The sequence below is a fragment of the Pseudomonas sp. P4795 genome (assembly GCF_048822895.1).
Lineage (GTDB): Bacteria > Pseudomonadota > Gammaproteobacteria > Pseudomonadales > Pseudomonadaceae > Aquipseudomonas.
The window spans coordinates 331,833-347,586 of the sequence record NZ_JBMFBT010000001.1; the positions used below are offsets into that span (position 1 = coordinate 331,833).

The following is a 15,754-nucleotide window of genomic DNA, read 5'->3' on the forward strand; positions in this document are numbered from 1 at the left end:
GGCGTTATCCCTCAATGAGCAGGATTCGTCCGGCCTGATTCAGGAGTGTGAGCAATGTCCAACGAAGTGATCAACACCGTGCAGGTGCAGGCTGCGGCCGGCCGTTCCGAAGAGCTTGGCAAGCAGTTGCAGCGCATCGTCGACACCCTGCGCCAGACGCCGGGTTGCGATTCCTACATGGTCGACCGCTGCCCCGAGGACAGCCACCGCTGGACGGTCAGCGCGCACTGGCAGTCGGAAGCGGCGATGCAGGCGCATTTCAATCGCCCGGAAGCGCAGGGGTTTATCGACCTGATTGATAGCCGCTTGGCCAATAGTGTGGATTTCAACTCTTTTCCAATCGTTTAAAAACAAGGTCAAAAGATCGCAGCCTTCGGCAGCTCCTACATTGATCTGTGTAGGAGCTGCCGAAGGCTGCGATCTTTTGATCTTAATGCCCGCAATTGGTCACCCGATCTTCCCGAATATTGGCCGTTTGAATACCCCGACCCGCGGACTACTGTGATTACCGACTCCCCCACTTCACAGGTAATCCGCCATGAAAATCCTGCACTGCTTCGCCGCCGCACTCGCCCTCAGCATTTCCTTTTCCGCCGTGGCCCACGACGCCTCGGAAAAAGTCTCGATCCTGCAAGATCAGCCGCTGAAAAACGTCCCCGGCAAAAAAGCCATGATGATCGAAGTCGACTACAAGCCTGGCCAGTCGTCCATCGCCCATAAACACGAAGGCACGGCCATGGCTTATGTGCAGGAGGGCGAAGTGATTTCCCAGGTCAAAGGCGAACAGGCAGTCACCTACAAAAAGGGCCAGTTCTGGTACGAACTGGCCGGCTCCGAGCATCTGGTGTCGAAAAACGCCAGCAAGAACAAGCCTGCCAAGTTGCTGGTATTCATGGTGCTCTCGCCCGATGAACAGGTGCTGATTCCGCTGAAAAACTGATCGCGATATCCCCAACGCGAGACGAGCCGACATAAAAAAACCCCTGCATCTTTCGATACAGGGGTTTTTCATTTCACGGCTTGCTTAAGCAGTTTCAAGCTCCGCAGCAGCGGTGACAGGCACCACGGCTTGCCCGCTCAAAGCCAGATCCAGCAGCTCACGGTTAGCCACCGCATACATGGCGTAATCCGTACCGCTCGCAGCACGGATTTCCACCAGCATGGCGCGCCAGCGGGCAATCATGCCCTCGTGCAGTGCCATCCACTGTGCCAGACGGGTTTCCACGTCCAGCGTACCGTCGCCCTGTTGCAGGACGGAGATGGTGATCGCGCGTTGCTGCCAGTCGACGTCATCGCGGAACGCTTCACGGGCCAGTGCCTGCCAGTTGTTTTCAACCGGCAGAGCGCTGATCTGTTGCAGGTACCAGGTGATGTCCAGCGCACTGCCCACGGCGAAGTAGGCCTTGGCCACGTCTGCCGGGTTCTGGCCGGTAACATCCGACGCTTCGATGATCGGCAGCAGGGTGTACAGGTGCGTGGTGCCAGCCACCATGCGCGCCAGCAACTCCGGCACACCGGCTTCGACGTACGCCTGATAACGCGCCTGCCAGGTTTCGCGGATTTCGCCGTTGAGCAGTTCGTCGAGCTTGAGGCCCAGGTCCTTCAGTTGCGGACCGAAATGCGCGACATCACGAGCAGCATTCTGCTCGTTGCGGCGGGCACGCAGGAACCAGCGTGTAGCGCGACGACCCAGACGCATCAGCTCATCCATCAGCTCCAGTTGCACGTCAGCGGAAACCTGGTAATCCAGGGCTTCGATCTGACGGAACCAGTGCGGGAGATGGAAGATGTCACGCACAATCACGTAAGCGCCAGCCACGTTCGCCGGGCTCATGCCGGTCGACTCTTTGAGTCGCTGCACGAAGGTGATGCCCATGTGGTTGACCAGATCGTTGGCGATCTGGGTGCTGACGATCTCGCGCTTCAGGCGGTGACGACGCATGGCTTCGGAGAACTTGCTGACCAGAGACGGCGGGAACGCCGTTTCCATGTCGCGGGTCAGGTAGTCATCGTCCGGCACCTGCGAGCTCAACAGCTGCTCTTTGAGGTCGATCTTGCTGTACGAAATCAGCACCGACAACTCGGCACGGGTCAGGCCATGGCCTTCGGCAATGCGTTCGTTGAGCGCTTCTTCGTTCGGCAGGAACTCGATGGCGCGATCCAGCTTGCCGCGGCCTTCCAGATCGTTCATCAGACGCTTGTATTCAGCGATCCGCGGCAATGCGCGACGAGCCGCCAGTGACAGCGCTTGAGTCTGCTTATAGTTGTTGCCCAGCACCAGACCACCGACTTCGTCGGTCATGCTCGCCAGCAACTGGTTGCGTTGCTTGTCGGTCATGTCGCCGGCCTGCACGACTTCGTTGAGCAGGATCTTGATGTTCACTTCGTGGTCGGAGCAGTCCACGCCACCGGCGTTGTCGATGAAGTCAGTGTTGGAACCACCGCCATTCAGACCGAATTCCACACGACCCAGTTGAGTCATGCCGAGGTTACCGCCCTCGCCCACTACTTTGCAGCGCAGTTCGTTGCCGTTCACGCGCAGTGCATCGTTGGCCTTGTCGCCGACATCGGCGTGGCTTTCGCTGCTGGCTTTGACGTAGGTGCCGATACCGCCGTTCCACAACAGGTCCACCGGCGCCTTGAGCAAGGCATTCAGCAGTTCGGTCGGGGTCAGCTTGTCAGCCTGAATGTCGAAGCGCTCTTTCATCTGAGGCGAGATGGCGATGCTTTTCGCGCTACGCGAGAAGATGCCGCCACCTTCGGACATGATGCTGGTGTCGTAATCCGACCACGCCGAACGCGGCAGATCGAACAGACGCTGACGCTCGGCGAAGCTGTTGGCAGCTTCCGGGTTTGGATCGATGAAGATGTGCAGGTGGTTGAAAGCAGCGACCAGTTTCAGCTTGTCGGACATCAACAGACCGTTACCGAACACGTCACCGGCCATGTCGCCGACGCCAACTACAGTGATGCTGTCTTCCTGAACATTGATGCCGCGCTCGCGGAAGTGACGTTGTACGCCAACCCACGCGCCTTTGGCGGTAATGCCCATTTTCTTGTGGTCATAACCAGCCGAACCACCAGACGCGAACGCGTCACCCAGCCAGAAGCCGTAGTCGATGGCGATGCCGTTGGCGATATCGGAGAAGGTCGCAGTGCCCTTGTCCGCGGCAACGACCAGGTACGGGTCATCGTCGTCATGACGCACAACGTTGGCCGGCGGCACCAGTGCGCCGTCTTTCAGGTTGTCGGTAATGTCCAACAGGCCCGAAATGAAGATGCGGTAGCAGGCGATGCCCTCGGCCGCGATCTCGTCACGCCCGCCGCCCAATGGCAGACGACGTGGCAGGAAGCCGCCCTTCGCACCGACTGGCACGATCACCGAGTTTTTCACTTGCTGGGCTTTTACCAGGCCCAACACTTCGGTGCGGTAGTCTTCTTCACGGTCGGACCAGCGCAGACCACCACGCGCAACATTACCGAAGCGCAGGTGCACGCCTTCAACGCGGGGCGAGTAGACGAAGATTTCGAACTTCGGAACCGGCTTCGGCAGTTCAGGAATCAAGTGCGGATTGAACTTGAAGCTGAAGTACGACTTGTTCTGGCCGTTGGCATCGGTCTGGTAGAAGTTGGTGCGCAGGGTCGCCTTGATCAGGTCAAGGTAGCGACGCAGGATGCGGTCTTCGTTGAGCACCTGAACGTCGTCCAGTGCGGTCACGATCGCCTGTTCCAGACGCTGTTGCTTGTCGTCCAGATCATCACCGGACAGCTTGCGCGCCAGATAGAAGCGGGTCTTGAACAACCGGGTCAGTTCGCGAGCGATATCGGTGTGGTTGTTCAGGGTGCTGGCGATATAGCCCAGATCGAAGCCCAGACGGATCTGCTTCATGTAACGCGCGTAAGCACGCAGCAACGCCACGTCGCGCCAAGGCAGACCGGCAGTCAGCACCAGACGGTTGAACGCATCGTTCTCGGCATCGCCACGCACGATGTGCACAAACGCATCTTGCAGGGTGTCGTTGAGTTGCTGGATGTCGAGTTCCAGACCTTCGGCAGCCGTGAACGCGAAATCGTGAATCCAGAACTCGCGGCCATTGTTGTGGCGCAGGCGGTACGGGAATTCACCCAGTACGCGCAGACCGAGGTTTTCCAGAATTGGCAACACGTCGGACAGCGCCAGCGGCGTGTCGGCGTGGTACAGCTTGCAGTGCAATTCGCGCTGACCGGAGACCTGACCCAGTGGCTGATAGAAGCTCATCACCAGCTGGTTCTTGTCGTTCAGGCTCAGCAGGTGCTGCATGTCGACCACGGCCGAATGCGCAGCAAACCGCTCGCGGTAGCCGGCCGGGAAGCCTTTCGGGAAGTCAGCCAGCACGTTGGTGCCGCTGGCTTCGCCGAAGTTTTCCACGGTCAGTGCGGCGTAGTCGTCCTGCCAGCTGCGGCAGGCCTGCACCACTTCTTTTTCCAGTTGCAGCGGATCGATGTCCAGACGATTCTTCGGATCGACCCGCAGAATCAGCTGCACGCGCGCCAGTACCGACTCGGAGAAGAAGGTCCAGAATTCGCAGTCGGAAGCCTTCAGGCGCTCCATCAGCACTTGCTGGATTTTCTGGCGAACTTCGGTGGAATAGATATCGCGCGGCACGTAGGCCAGGCAGTAGCAGAAACGACCGTACGGGTCTTTGCGCAGGAACACGCGAATCTTGTTGCGTTCCTGGATCTGCACGATCGACATCACGGTGCTGAACAGTTCGTCGACCGGAGTCTGGAACAGGTCGTCACGCGGCAGTACTTCAAGTACCTGCGCCAGTTCCTTGCCCAGGTGAGCCTTGGACTGGAAGCCGGAGCGGCGTTCGATTTCTTCGACCTTGCGACGGATGAACGGGATGACCCGCACGCTCTCGCCATACACCGACGAGGTGTACAGGCCCATGAAACGGTGTTCTTTGATGACCTTGCCGTCGGCGTCGATTTCACGGATCGACACGTAGTCAGGGTAAGCCGGACGGTGGACACGGCTCGGGTGCGCAGCCTTGGCGAACGACAGCAGGGTCGGTTCGCGCAGGTAGTTGACGGCGTAGTCTTCGATGCGCAGGTCATCGTAGGTCAGGCCGGTGCGCAGCAGTTTGGTCAGGCCGAGGAACGAGTTCTGGTCGTACTGAATGTGGCCGCCATCGGCTTCATCGGTAACGGTGAACTCTTCGTAGCCGAGGAAGGTGAAGTGGTTGCCCACCAGCCATTCCAGGAAACTCTTGATTTCGGTCTTCTCGTCGGCATCGACGGCGAACTGGCTGTTATCGAGCTTGGTGAGGATCTCCTGCACCTTGGCCTTCATCGGCTCGAAATCGGCGACCGCAACGCGGACTTCACCGAGTACCTGTTCCAGCTCCTTGGACAGCACGTTCAGCTCGGCCGCATTGGCGCAGCGGTCGATTTCCAGGTACATCAACGACTCTTGCAGAATGCCGTCGCCCTGAGTGCCCTTCGGCAGCACTTCCAGCAACTCGCCCTTGCTGCCACGGCGTACGCTGAGCACGGTGGTCTGCAAGGTGTGGATGCTGTAGCCGCGGCGGTTCAGCTCGGTGCGTACCGAGTCGACCAGAAATGGCAGGTCGTGGTGCAGCACTTCGACCGCGGTGTGGGTCGACTGCCAGCCGTGGCGTTCGTAATCAGGGTTGTAGACGCGCACTTGCGGTTGCGCGTGATCGAAGCGCTCAAGCAGGCGCCACGCAGAAAGAGTACAGCCAGCGAGGTCGGAGAGGCGACGTTGAGTCAGCTCGTCCAGGGAAATGATGCCGAAGAATTGTTCAGCGAACAGCGCCACTTGTGGCAGTGCCTGTTCACTGATGTGCTGCGCCAGTGCCGCTTGCAGTTGGTGCTGGAAGTCGGCTTTGCTGGCTGCGGTGAAGAACGCCATCTGTGGTACTCCGCTTGGGCTTGTTATTGATGGAAGCGTCGCGTGCAAAACCCCTTTCGGGGCGATCCGTCAGCCTGTTCCTGAATCTCGGGCAGAGGAAACAGGATGACAGGTGGGTGAAGCTGGACGAGACACTCAGGTCACATTCACCTCCGTGAATGGGCATCTGCAAAAGCGACTGCCGGGCGCCGTAACCGGGCCAGCGACAATGCCTTTGCAGGTGCTCATCCGTTGCGCAGCTTAACGACTGCGACAATGTGTCTGCTTGCGGTGCTGCGACATATTCGTTCACGGGCACGCAAACAACGCGCGATGCATCGCACAACACTAGCATTGGTGTGGGAAATTGGGCGATTGACGGTCGGATTTGCGGAACCGTCGTGCCAGAAAAAACATTTCGACCGCAACGCCCGAATTTGCCCGCGTCCATGGTCGATCAATCGCCCATGGACGCAACGGATCAATCAGGCAACTCCTCGAACGCCCGAAATTTGCTCACCGTGGAACAGTCGTAACACATCGTGCGCAGGATCAGCTTGTCCATGCTGGCGTCAATGTTGCTCGAATCGCACTCCCGGCAAAACAAGCGAATGCCGTCCAGATTGCCCTCAAACGCTGCGCGCGAGAAAAACTGCGGCACCAACTCGTCGCGCCAATACATTCCGGGGGACTTGGAGAATCCTGCGCCACTGTCTTTGAGCACCACGTCATACAACAACCGATGCAGCGCCGATTGCGGCACTCGCGAATCGGGATGGGCATTTTTGCGCCACTCGCGTTTCAGTGCATCCCGCGATGTTCCGAGCATGTTGCCGGGAATGGTGTTGGACGCGTGGCTGCGGCCCTTGGAATTGCCGGTGGCGAAGAAATGCGTGGCGTTCTTCACGGCCAATCGGGCGAAGTAATAGACTTGGCTCACGGAAAAGTCCTGCAATAATTTCCCCACCACCGACTCGCCGCTCGCCTCAGCTGTGAACGGCAGACCCACTTCATTCGCCAGAACACGGACGTACTGAATCGACTCATCCCGGGCCAGATCGAAAATCAAGCCGTAGAGTTCACTCTTCCACGCTGGCTGCACGTAACCCGATAACTCCTGGTACAACGCCAGGTACAGACTGTTGCGCTCACTGCGCAGTCCGGATGCCAACGCAACATTGGGCCGCCAGCTCACTGCCGAATAATCGCTGATGCAACATGCATTGGTTCGGTCGAACGCTTTGATGTCCGATTCGGGTGCGACCAGCAACACCCCGGCGTCATACAGCGCTTTGACTAGCTCTTCGCTGGCACCATCAGTCGGCGCCAGACATTCACTCCGGGACTGCGCCGCCAAAGGCGCGATCCACTCGACTTTGGTGCCGTCGTCGAGCAGCGCGAGCAATGTAAGCTTCTGAACGAGTCCCAGGTTGGTGAACGGCACGGGCGGACAAGGCACGCCGTACCGCGCCTGCAACTCTAGACGATCACGCTCGGCCCGGGCGGCGATTTGCTGCTGGAGAATCCTTGCGCAGGCGTTGCAGTTGCAAACTGCGATCCGCGCGTGCAGTCCGGGGGTGAAGTAACGGTGCTCGCAGCGCACGCATTTGAACGAGTTGCGCCGCGATGCCGGGGTGCCTTTGGCATGCCGGCGCACCCACATCGGAACCGAGCAATAAGGACAGACAAGGTCTTTACTGACAATCGGCGGCAAAACCTTGAGCAAACTGCGAACTGTCGCCGGAATCTTGAATTCCGCCATCAGGTCGGCACTTTTCTCGCCGTCCAGGTATCGCTGATAAATCTGTTCGATCTGCTCTGCGGACAAGTGCCGAATTTCTTCCGGCCATTCGAAGTATTGATTCATGTGAACGGGATCCTTTTTTCAGTTTTTCATACGCACTCCTTTGCGCTCGAATGGCAAAACTAATGGAATAAACGCGCCTATCACAAGCGAAAATCGGTGAAACGTCGGATATTTCGGTATAGGGAAAACATCCTACTAAGTCGTCGGACACTTCACTCCCGGCCAGCGGAATCCGACTAAGGCAGGTTCCTGTTTTATTCATCGAAGCGGCTTTCAAGACCGGCGTACGAGAACTGCAGTTGAAGATGCAGCAGCAGAAATCCGCGCAGGCTGGCAAAATCGCATTTTTTTGCTGCACCTGAAGCGCCCCTCGGCGAGGAATTCCCCCATGCAAATGACCACCGCCCTTTTGATCGTCAACCCGTGCGACGACGAAGAAGACAACATGGCCATGCTCTGCTGCCACAGCGACAAGGGCGAAATGTTTCTGATGAGCCGCTACCCGGACGAGGATGAGCTGGAGATCACGCTGGATGGCGAGCCTTCGACGCTGGATGGTGTGAAAGTCACGCTGACCCCGACGCTGCTGAAGATTGAAATCGCTGCTGCTGATGCCGATGTGCTCAATGGCGATGATGTGCTGGAAATCACCTACGACGCGAACATGGTCGACCTGGCTGAAGTCGAGCTGACCTTGAAGAATATTCTGGATGGCACTGGCACTTTCATTAGCCAGATTTGAGGGTGTCTGCACCGGCCCAATCGCTGGCAAGCCAGCTCCCACAGGTTCTGGGGTATACACAAAATCTGTGTTCACCACGGACACTGTGGGAGCTGGCTTGCCAGCGATGAGGCCATAACTGCTACCTCAACACTCCCCCGCCTACAAAATTCCAACATTTCCCCCAGTCATTTCCCGCACTTTGCGCAAAATGCCGTTAGTCGCCACCCCCCGCGATGGATTAAAGTAACGCCCCCAGCCCCCGGGTTATTCGAACACCCGTGGCGACCTTTTCCAGGAACAGTCATCGATGGAACATCGTGAAGCGCTGCTCGCGCTGCGAACCTTTCTTTCAACGCAGATTCTCGGCCAGGAAAAACTCATCGAGCGTTTGCTCATCGCCCTGCTCGCCGACGGCCACATGCTGGTCGAGGGCGCGCCGGGGCTGGCCAAGACCAAAGCGATCAAAGAACTCGCCGAGGGCATCGAAGCCCAGTTCCATCGCATCCAGTTCACGCCCGACCTGCTGCCGGCAGACATCACCGGCACCGAGATCTATCGTCCGGAAACCGGCAGCTTCGTGTTCCAGCAAGGCCCGATCTTCCACAATCTGGTGCTGGCGGACGAAATCAACCGTGCCCCGGCCAAGGTGCAATCGGCATTGCTTGAAGCCATGGCCGAGCGTCAGGTCAGCGTCGGCCGCAGCACTTATGAGCTTTCGCCGCTGTTCCTGGTGATGGCCACGCAGAACCCGATCGAGCAGGAAGGCACTTACCCGCTGCCGGAAGCGCAGCTCGACCGTTTCCTGATGCACGTCAAGATTGGCTTCCCCGACGCCGCCGTCGAACGGCGCATCCTGCAGCAGGCCCGTGGCGAAGCGCTGAACGGCGAGACCAAACCTGAACGTCGGGTCAGTCAGCAGGCGATCTTCGCCGCACGCAAGGAAATCCTTGGTCTGTACATGGCTGACGCCGTGGAGGAATACCTGGTGCAACTGGTCATGGCCACGCGCAACCCGGCCAAGTTCGACCCGGAAATGGCCGAGTGGATCGCCTACGGCGCCAGCCCGCGCGGCTCGATTGCCCTCGACCGTTGCGCCCGCGCCCACGCCTGGCTGGCGGGTCGCGACTTCGTCAGCCCGGAAGATATTCAAGCGGTGCTGTTCGACGTGTTGCGCCATCGCATCATCCTGTCGTTTGAGGCCGAAGCGGCCGGTATCGATCAGGATCGCGTGGTGCAGCGGATTCTCGACGTCGTAGCCGTCGCTTGACCCCGATGAACGCCTCCCTGCCTTCCGAACCCGGCGTACGCGCAACTCTCGCCGACCTGATCGAAATGCGCCACCGGGTGCGCGAAGTACAGCTGTTTTCCACGCCGAGCCAGCGCAGCCCGCTGATCGGCCTGCATCACTCGAAATTTCGCGGGCGTGGCGTCGACTTCGATCAAGTCCGCGTGTATCAGGCCGGCGACGACGTGCGCACCATCGACTGGCGCGTGACTGCGCGTACTCAAGAGCCGCACACCAAGCTGTTCCATGAGGAACGCGAGCGGCCGATTTTCATCATGGTCGAACAGAGCCGACGGCTGTTTTTCGGCTCCGGCCTGATGTTCAAATCGGTACTCGCGGCGCAGGCGGCGGCGCTGATCGGCTGGGCTGCGCTGGGTCATAACGACCGGGTCGGCGGGCTGGTATTCGGCGACAATGAGCACTACGAGATCAAGCCACGGCGCAGCAAACAAAGCTTGCTGCAACTGCTCAACCGCTTGGTCAAGGTCAATCAATCGCTGCACACCGAGCGCGAGCCGGATCGCGATGCCTTTGGCGTGGCGCTGAGGCGTGCGCGCGAAGTGCTGCGCCCGGGCAGTCTGGCGATTGTGATTTGCGACGAGCGCGCACTGTCCGACAGCGCCGAGCAACAACTCAGTTTGCTGTCACGGCATTGCGACCTGCTGCTGTTGCCGCTGTCCGATCCACTGGATCACGCCCTGCCCGCCGCAGGACTGTTGAGATTCGCCGAACGCGGCGCGCAACTGGAAATCGACACCCTGAATTTCGAACTGCGCCAGACCTACCGCGCGCAAGCCGAAGCACGCATCGCCCGCTGGGAATTGCTCGCGCAGAAACTGCGGGTGCTGCTGATGCCGCTGAGTACCCAGAGCGAAATGGTCGAGCAACTGCGCGAGTTCCTCAATCCGCAGCGCCCGGGGAAAGGTCGATGAACGACCTCGAAAAGCTGCAACCGCTGATCTCACCGCCACCGATTGCCTTCTGGCCGCCGGCGCCGGGCTGGTGGTTGCTGCTTTTGCTGGTGCCGATAATCGGTTTGGTGCTGTGGCGCCTGCGTCGTTTCATTCCGATCAAGAAGCGCCCGATCGTGCGCGCCGAAATCCCGCTGGACCCGTTGCGCGTCGCCGCTCTCGCTGAACTCGCGCAAATGCCCAAGCCCTACGACGGCGCACCGGCCGGCGCCTGGTTGCAGCAGCTCAACGGGCTGCTCAAGCGCCTGTGTCGCAACCACTATCCGTACAGCCAGAGCCATACCCTGAATGGCCGCAAGTGGCTGGCGTTTCTCGACAACCGCTGCCCCGCCGCTGGCCTGACGCGCTGGATGGTGCTGGTCGAGGGCGCGTACAAGCCCGAGTGCAAACTCGATGACAAGGCCATCGCCGGCCTGACCCAAGCGGTCGATACGTGGATTCGAAAGCATGTTTGAATTTGCCTGGCCGTGGATGTTTCTGCTGCTGCCATTGCCGTGGGTGATGCGCCTCGTGCTGCCGGTGGCCGACAGCGGCGAACCGGCGCTGAAAGTCAGCTTCCTCGCCGACCTCGAAGGCCTGGCCCGCCGCCGCGCCCGGGCCAATCTGCCGGCGTGGCGGCAACAGGCGCCGTTCATGCTGCTCTGGCTGTTGCTGCTGATATCTGCCGCGCGCCCGCAGTGGCTTGGCGAACCGCTGCCGATTGCCGCCAGTGGCCGTGATCTTTTGGTGGCAGTGGACGTGTCCGGCTCGATGGATTTCCCCGACATGCAGTGGAAGGACGAAGACGTCAGCCGCCTGACGCTGGTCCAGCATCTGCTCGGCGATTTCCTCGAAAGTCGCGAGGGTGATCGGGTTGGATTGATCCTGTTTGGCAGCCAGGCGTATCTGCAAGCGCCGCTGACCTTTGACCGGCGCACGGTGCGGGTCTGGCTCGACGAAGCGCGCATCGGTATCGCCGGCAAGAACACCGCGATTGGCGATGCCATCGGCTTGGCACTGAAGCGTTTACGCATGCGTCCGGCGCAGAGCCGGGTGCTGATTCTGGTCACCGACGGCGCCAACAATGGCGGCGAAATCGACCCGCTGACCGCTGCGCGATTGGCCGCCAGTGAAGGGGTGAAAATCTATCCGATCGGCATTGGCGCCGATCCGGCAGAAAGCGGCGCTACCGCCCTGCTCGGCGCCAACCCGACGCTGGATCTCGACGAACCGGCACTTGAAGCCATCGCCGAGGCCACGGGCGGGCGCTACTTCCGCGCCCGTGACGCCAAGGAACTGCAAGCAATCAAGGACACCCTCGATCAACTCGAGCCGGTGACTCAGCAACCGACCCAGGCCCGCCCGGCCCAAGCTCTGTATCACTGGCCGCTGGCACTGGCGCTGTGGTTGAGCATGCTGCTGGTCGCACGCGAATTGTGGCCGGACAATCCGCTGCAACGCCTGTTTACCAAGGAACTGTTTCTGCAAAGCCCTCTGCCTGACTGGCGTGAAAGGCTCAAGCGCCTGCGTTTACGGAGGCGCCGATGATCGCGCTATGGCCGCACTGGTTTCGCCCTTGGTGGTTGCTGCTTTTGCCATTGCTCGGCTGGATGATCTGGTTGCTGTGGCATCGGCAGAAACGTGCCGGGCGCTGGCAGATGATTTTGCCCCCGGCATTCCACGCCACGCTACTCAGTGGTGGCAGCGGTCGCGACAGCAAACTGCCGTGGGTTGCGCTTGGCGTGGCGTGGCTGCTGACGATTCTGGCGTTGCTCGGGCCGAGCTGGGAGCGCGTCGAGCAGATCAGTCAGAAACCTGCTGACCCGCTAGTCGTCGTGCTGGAGCTGACCCCGGAAATGCTCGCTACCGACTCGCCGCCAACGCGTCTGGAACAGGCGCGGCGCAAGCTGTTCGATCTGCTGCAGGTGCGCAGCGATGCGCAAACCGCAATCGTGGTTTACGCCGGCAGCGCTCATACGCTGGTGCCGCTGTCGGATGATCTGGCGACCAGTCGCAACTTGCTCGACGCGTTGAAGCCTTCGCTGATGCCGGAAAGCGGCCATCGCGCTGATCTGGGGGTGAGCAAGGCCTTGGCGTTGCTAGAACAAGGTGCGCTGGGCCAGGGCCGGATTCTGCTGATCGGCTCGTCGCTGTCGGAACAGGAACGCCAAGGCATTCGCCACGCACTGGGCGGGCAATCGGCGCAGTTGCTGATGCTCGGCGTCGGTACCGCCGAAGGTGCGCCGATTGCGCAGGAGGACGGCAGTTTCCTCAAGGATGAACAAGGCGCGATCCGCGTGCCCCAACTCGACAGCGCCGCGCTCAACAGCTTTGTAAATGCAGTGGGCGGCGAGTATCGGATTGCTCGTCTCGATGAGTCCGATCTGGGCGAACTCGGCCTGCTCGACGGTCCGCGCAGCCTGCGCAACGATGGCCAGACGCTACGTCTCGACACTTGGGCCGATCAGGGTTACTGGCTGCTGTTGCCGCTGTTACTGCTGGCGGCTTGCGCCGGTCGCCGTGGCTGGTTGTTCTGTCTGCCGCTGTTGTTTTGCCTGCCACAGCCGAGCTACGCGTTTGATTTCGAGGATCTGTGGCTGCGCCCCGACCAGCAAGGTTTGCACCTGCTCAAACAGAAACGTCCGGCCGAGGCAGCGCAACATTTCGAAGATCCGCAGTGGCAAGGGGTGGCGCTGTACGAGGCCGGCGACTACAGTGGCGCCGCTCAGCGCTTCGCCGAAGGCAATGACGCTCACGCCCACTACAATCGTGGCAATGCTTTGGCCAAAAGCGGTGAGCTGGACGCGGCGCTGGATGCCTATGAACAGGCACTGGAGCGTCAGCCTGATCTGCGCCCGGCGTTGACCAACAAGGCGCTGGTGGAAAATCTGCTCAAGCTGAAAAATGTTCCGCCTCCGGCCGAACCGGATAACAAGACCGATCAGCAGACCGCTCCGGGTGGTGACACACCGCCGGCAAATACTCCACCGCCGGCAGGTACAAATGAAACCTCAGGCGAGGTTCAACCGGGCGATTCGGCCACCGAACCGCCGCCAACTGCTCCGCCACTGCCGGGAGCCAACCAGTTGCCGGAAAGCGAGCCAGGCGAACAACAAAGCACCCCGCCGACGCTGCACCCGAGCGAGGACAACCTCGCCGGCGAGCAACGCCAGGCACTGGAGCAATGGCTGGGCAAGATCCCGGACGATCCGGGCGAACTGCTGCGACGCAAGTTCTGGTACGAACAGCAACAACATCAGGATCAGGAAAACACTCGATGACCCGCTTCACCGCCCTCTTGCTGCCACTGCTGATCTGCACAGCCTCTGCCCACGCGGCCGAGCTGACAGCCAGTGTGGATCGCAGTCGCCTGAACTCCGGCGAGACGGTCGAGCTGACCCTCGAATCCAACGATGTCACGCAGTTCGGCAAACCGGATCTGGCACCGCTGGAGGCACAGTTCGAAGTGCGTGGCACCCGTCAGGTCAACCAACTCAACACGCTTAATGGCGCCAACCGTGCGACCACGCGCTGGATCATCACCCTGCTGCCCAAGCAGAACGGCAGCGTGGTCATCCCGTCGCTGCAACTGGGTGAAACGCAAACTCAGCCGATCACAGTGCAAGTAGTTGAAAGCGACACCCGCGAAGACAAAAATGCGCAGGACCCGGTGTTCATCGAGGCCAGTCTCGATCAGTCCAGCGTGTATGTGCAGGCCCAGGTGATTCTGACCCTGCGCATCTACCATTCGGTGTCGCTGTATGACGACAGCAGCTTGACCCCGTTGCAGATCGCCGATGCGCGCATCGAACAGCTGGGCGAGATGCGCACCTATGAGAAAGACATCAACGGTGTGCGTCACGGCGTGATCGAGATGCGCTACGCGATCTACCCGCAACACAGCGGTCTGCTGACTATCGCGCCGCAAACCTTCAGCGCCACACTGGTCGACGCCCAGCCGTCGCAGGACGCTACGGCGGCGCAAGGGCCGAAACCGGGCAAGCTGATGCGCATCAGCTCGGTGGAGATTCCGCTGACGGTCAAACCCAAACCGATGACTTATCCGAGTGATGCGCCGTGGCTACCGGCGCGCAGCTTGAGCCTGAGCGAGAGCTGGAGCCCGGAACCGGACCACACGCAAGTCGGCGACTCCCTGACCCGCAGCCTGACGCTCAGGGTCGAAGGCCAGGCCAGCTCACAATTACCGCCGCTGCCCGCGACCGAGGCCAACGGTTTGCGCCGCTACCCGGATCAACCGGTGCTGACCAATCAAAACAGCGAGCGTGGCCTGATCGGCAGTCGCGAGGAACGTGAAGCGCTGGTGCCGAATCGCAGCGGCGCCATCGAGCTGCCGACGGTGGACGTGGTCTGGTGGAACACTTTCGAAGATCACCTGGAACACAGCAGCCTGCCGGCGCGCACCCTGCAAGTGCTGAACAATCCGAGCATGCAAGTCGACACCCCGGCCGGTAACCAGCAAATGGCCGGCGGCGCCGACAGTGAAGCGCTGTGGTGGTGGAAACTCAGCACGTTCGTGCTGGCCTGCACTACCCTGCTCGGCTTCGGCCTGTGGTGGCGCGCGCGCTGGCAACCGGCGATTTTGCGCGCCGCGCAAACCGGCCCCAGCCCCCGCACATTGATGGACGACATCAAGCGTGCCAGTCAGGCCAACGACCCGCACGCAACGCGGCAGGCGCTGGATGCCTGGGCGCGGCAGCAGCCGGAAACGCTGGCGGATATGGCGGCGCGGTTTGTGCCGCTGTCGGATGCGCTGGATGGCCTCAACGGTGCGCTCTACAGCGAAACCGGCCAGCATTGGCAAGGCGAAGATTTATGGCGGGCGATTCGTGCGATACCGGCGGCGGAGCGGGTACAGGATCCGGTGGGTGACAGCGGGTTGCCGCCGCTTTATCCGAAGTAAAGATCAAAAGATCGTCCGATCGCGGCCCGAGCCTGCGGCAGCTCCTACATTATGGTCGGTGTTCACCCCGTAATTACGGTGTAGACCCGGATCTGTAGGAGCTGCCGCAGGCTGCGATCTTTTAGCGGCTGAGCGTGTTCGGTATGAGCCGGGGAAATCGAGTTGCTGCGT

Annotated in this window: 11 protein-coding genes; 9 read left to right on the forward strand and 2 right to left on the reverse strand. The window is 60.5% G+C overall.

The genetic code is table 11. The annotated features are described in order from the left end of the window. Positions 1 to 54 precede the first annotated feature (54 nt). Both ACOI8A_RS01405 and ACOI8A_RS01410 read left to right on the forward strand, forming a co-directional pair. Positions 55 to 348: a putative quinol monooxygenase gene (locus ACOI8A_RS01405; protein ID WP_420649742.1), complete on the forward strand. Its 294-nt coding sequence runs from the start codon at positions 55 to 57 to the stop codon at positions 346 to 348. 190 nt (positions 349 to 538) lie between these two features. Further along, the gene (locus ACOI8A_RS01410) at positions 539 to 940 is read left to right on the forward strand and encodes a cupin domain-containing protein (protein WP_420649741.1); all 402 of its coding nucleotides are present in this window, start codon (positions 539 to 541) and stop codon (positions 938 to 940) included. A gap of 84 nt (positions 941 to 1,024) precedes the next feature. Here the strand turns inward: ACOI8A_RS01410 and ACOI8A_RS01415 are convergent, their stop codons facing one another. Together ACOI8A_RS01415 and ACOI8A_RS01420 are read right to left on the reverse strand one after the other, a co-directional pair. Then, entirely contained in the window at positions 1,025 to 5,917 is a 4,893-nt protein-coding gene (locus ACOI8A_RS01415; protein WP_420649740.1) for an NAD-glutamate dehydrogenase, read from the reverse strand. Between the two features lie 460 nt (positions 5,918 to 6,377). Further along, a complete protein-coding gene (locus ACOI8A_RS01420; RefSeq protein WP_420649739.1) occupies positions 6,378 to 7,763 on the reverse strand; it encodes a hypothetical protein in 1,386 nt (461 codons plus the stop codon). 328 nt (positions 7,764 to 8,091) lie between these two features. Between ACOI8A_RS01420 and ACOI8A_RS01425 the strand changes: the two genes are divergently transcribed. From ACOI8A_RS01425 to ACOI8A_RS01455, 7 genes are all read left to right on the forward strand, one after another. Continuing rightward, positions 8,092 to 8,445, forward strand: a complete 354-nt coding sequence (locus tag ACOI8A_RS01425) for a hypothetical protein (RefSeq protein WP_420649738.1) — start codon at positions 8,092 to 8,094, stop codon at positions 8,443 to 8,445. Positions 8,446 to 8,734: 289 nt separating this feature from the next. Then, the gene (locus ACOI8A_RS01430; protein ID WP_007913915.1) at positions 8,735 to 9,694 is read left to right on the forward strand and encodes an AAA family ATPase; all 960 of its coding nucleotides are present in this window, start codon (positions 8,735 to 8,737) and stop codon (positions 9,692 to 9,694) included. Positions 9,695 to 9,699: 5 nt separating this feature from the next. Continuing rightward, positions 9,700 to 10,644 (forward strand): DUF58 domain-containing protein, encoded by a 945-nt coding sequence (locus ACOI8A_RS01435; protein WP_420649737.1) that lies wholly within the window; start codon positions 9,700 to 9,702, stop codon positions 10,642 to 10,644. Beyond that, on the forward strand, positions 10,641 to 11,138 hold the full coding sequence (locus ACOI8A_RS01440; RefSeq protein WP_420651248.1) for a DUF4381 domain-containing protein: 498 nt from the start codon (positions 10,641 to 10,643) through the stop codon (positions 11,136 to 11,138). Before ACOI8A_RS01435 ends, ACOI8A_RS01440 begins: the two co-directional genes overlap by 4 nt. Further along, positions 11,131 to 12,210: a vWA domain-containing protein gene (locus tag ACOI8A_RS01445; protein WP_420649735.1), complete on the forward strand. Its 1,080-nt coding sequence runs from the start codon at positions 11,131 to 11,133 to the stop codon at positions 12,208 to 12,210. Before ACOI8A_RS01440 ends, ACOI8A_RS01445 begins: the two co-directional genes overlap by 8 nt. Further along, positions 12,207 to 13,943, forward strand: a complete 1,737-nt coding sequence (locus ACOI8A_RS01450) for a tetratricopeptide repeat protein (protein WP_420649734.1) — start codon at positions 12,207 to 12,209, stop codon at positions 13,941 to 13,943. Before ACOI8A_RS01445 ends, ACOI8A_RS01450 begins: the two co-directional genes overlap by 4 nt. Then, on the forward strand, positions 13,940 to 15,583 hold the full coding sequence (locus tag ACOI8A_RS01455; RefSeq protein WP_420649733.1) for a BatD family protein: 1,644 nt from the start codon (positions 13,940 to 13,942) through the stop codon (positions 15,581 to 15,583). Before ACOI8A_RS01450 ends, ACOI8A_RS01455 begins: the two co-directional genes overlap by 4 nt. The last annotated feature ends 171 nt before the right edge of the window (positions 15,584 to 15,754 follow it).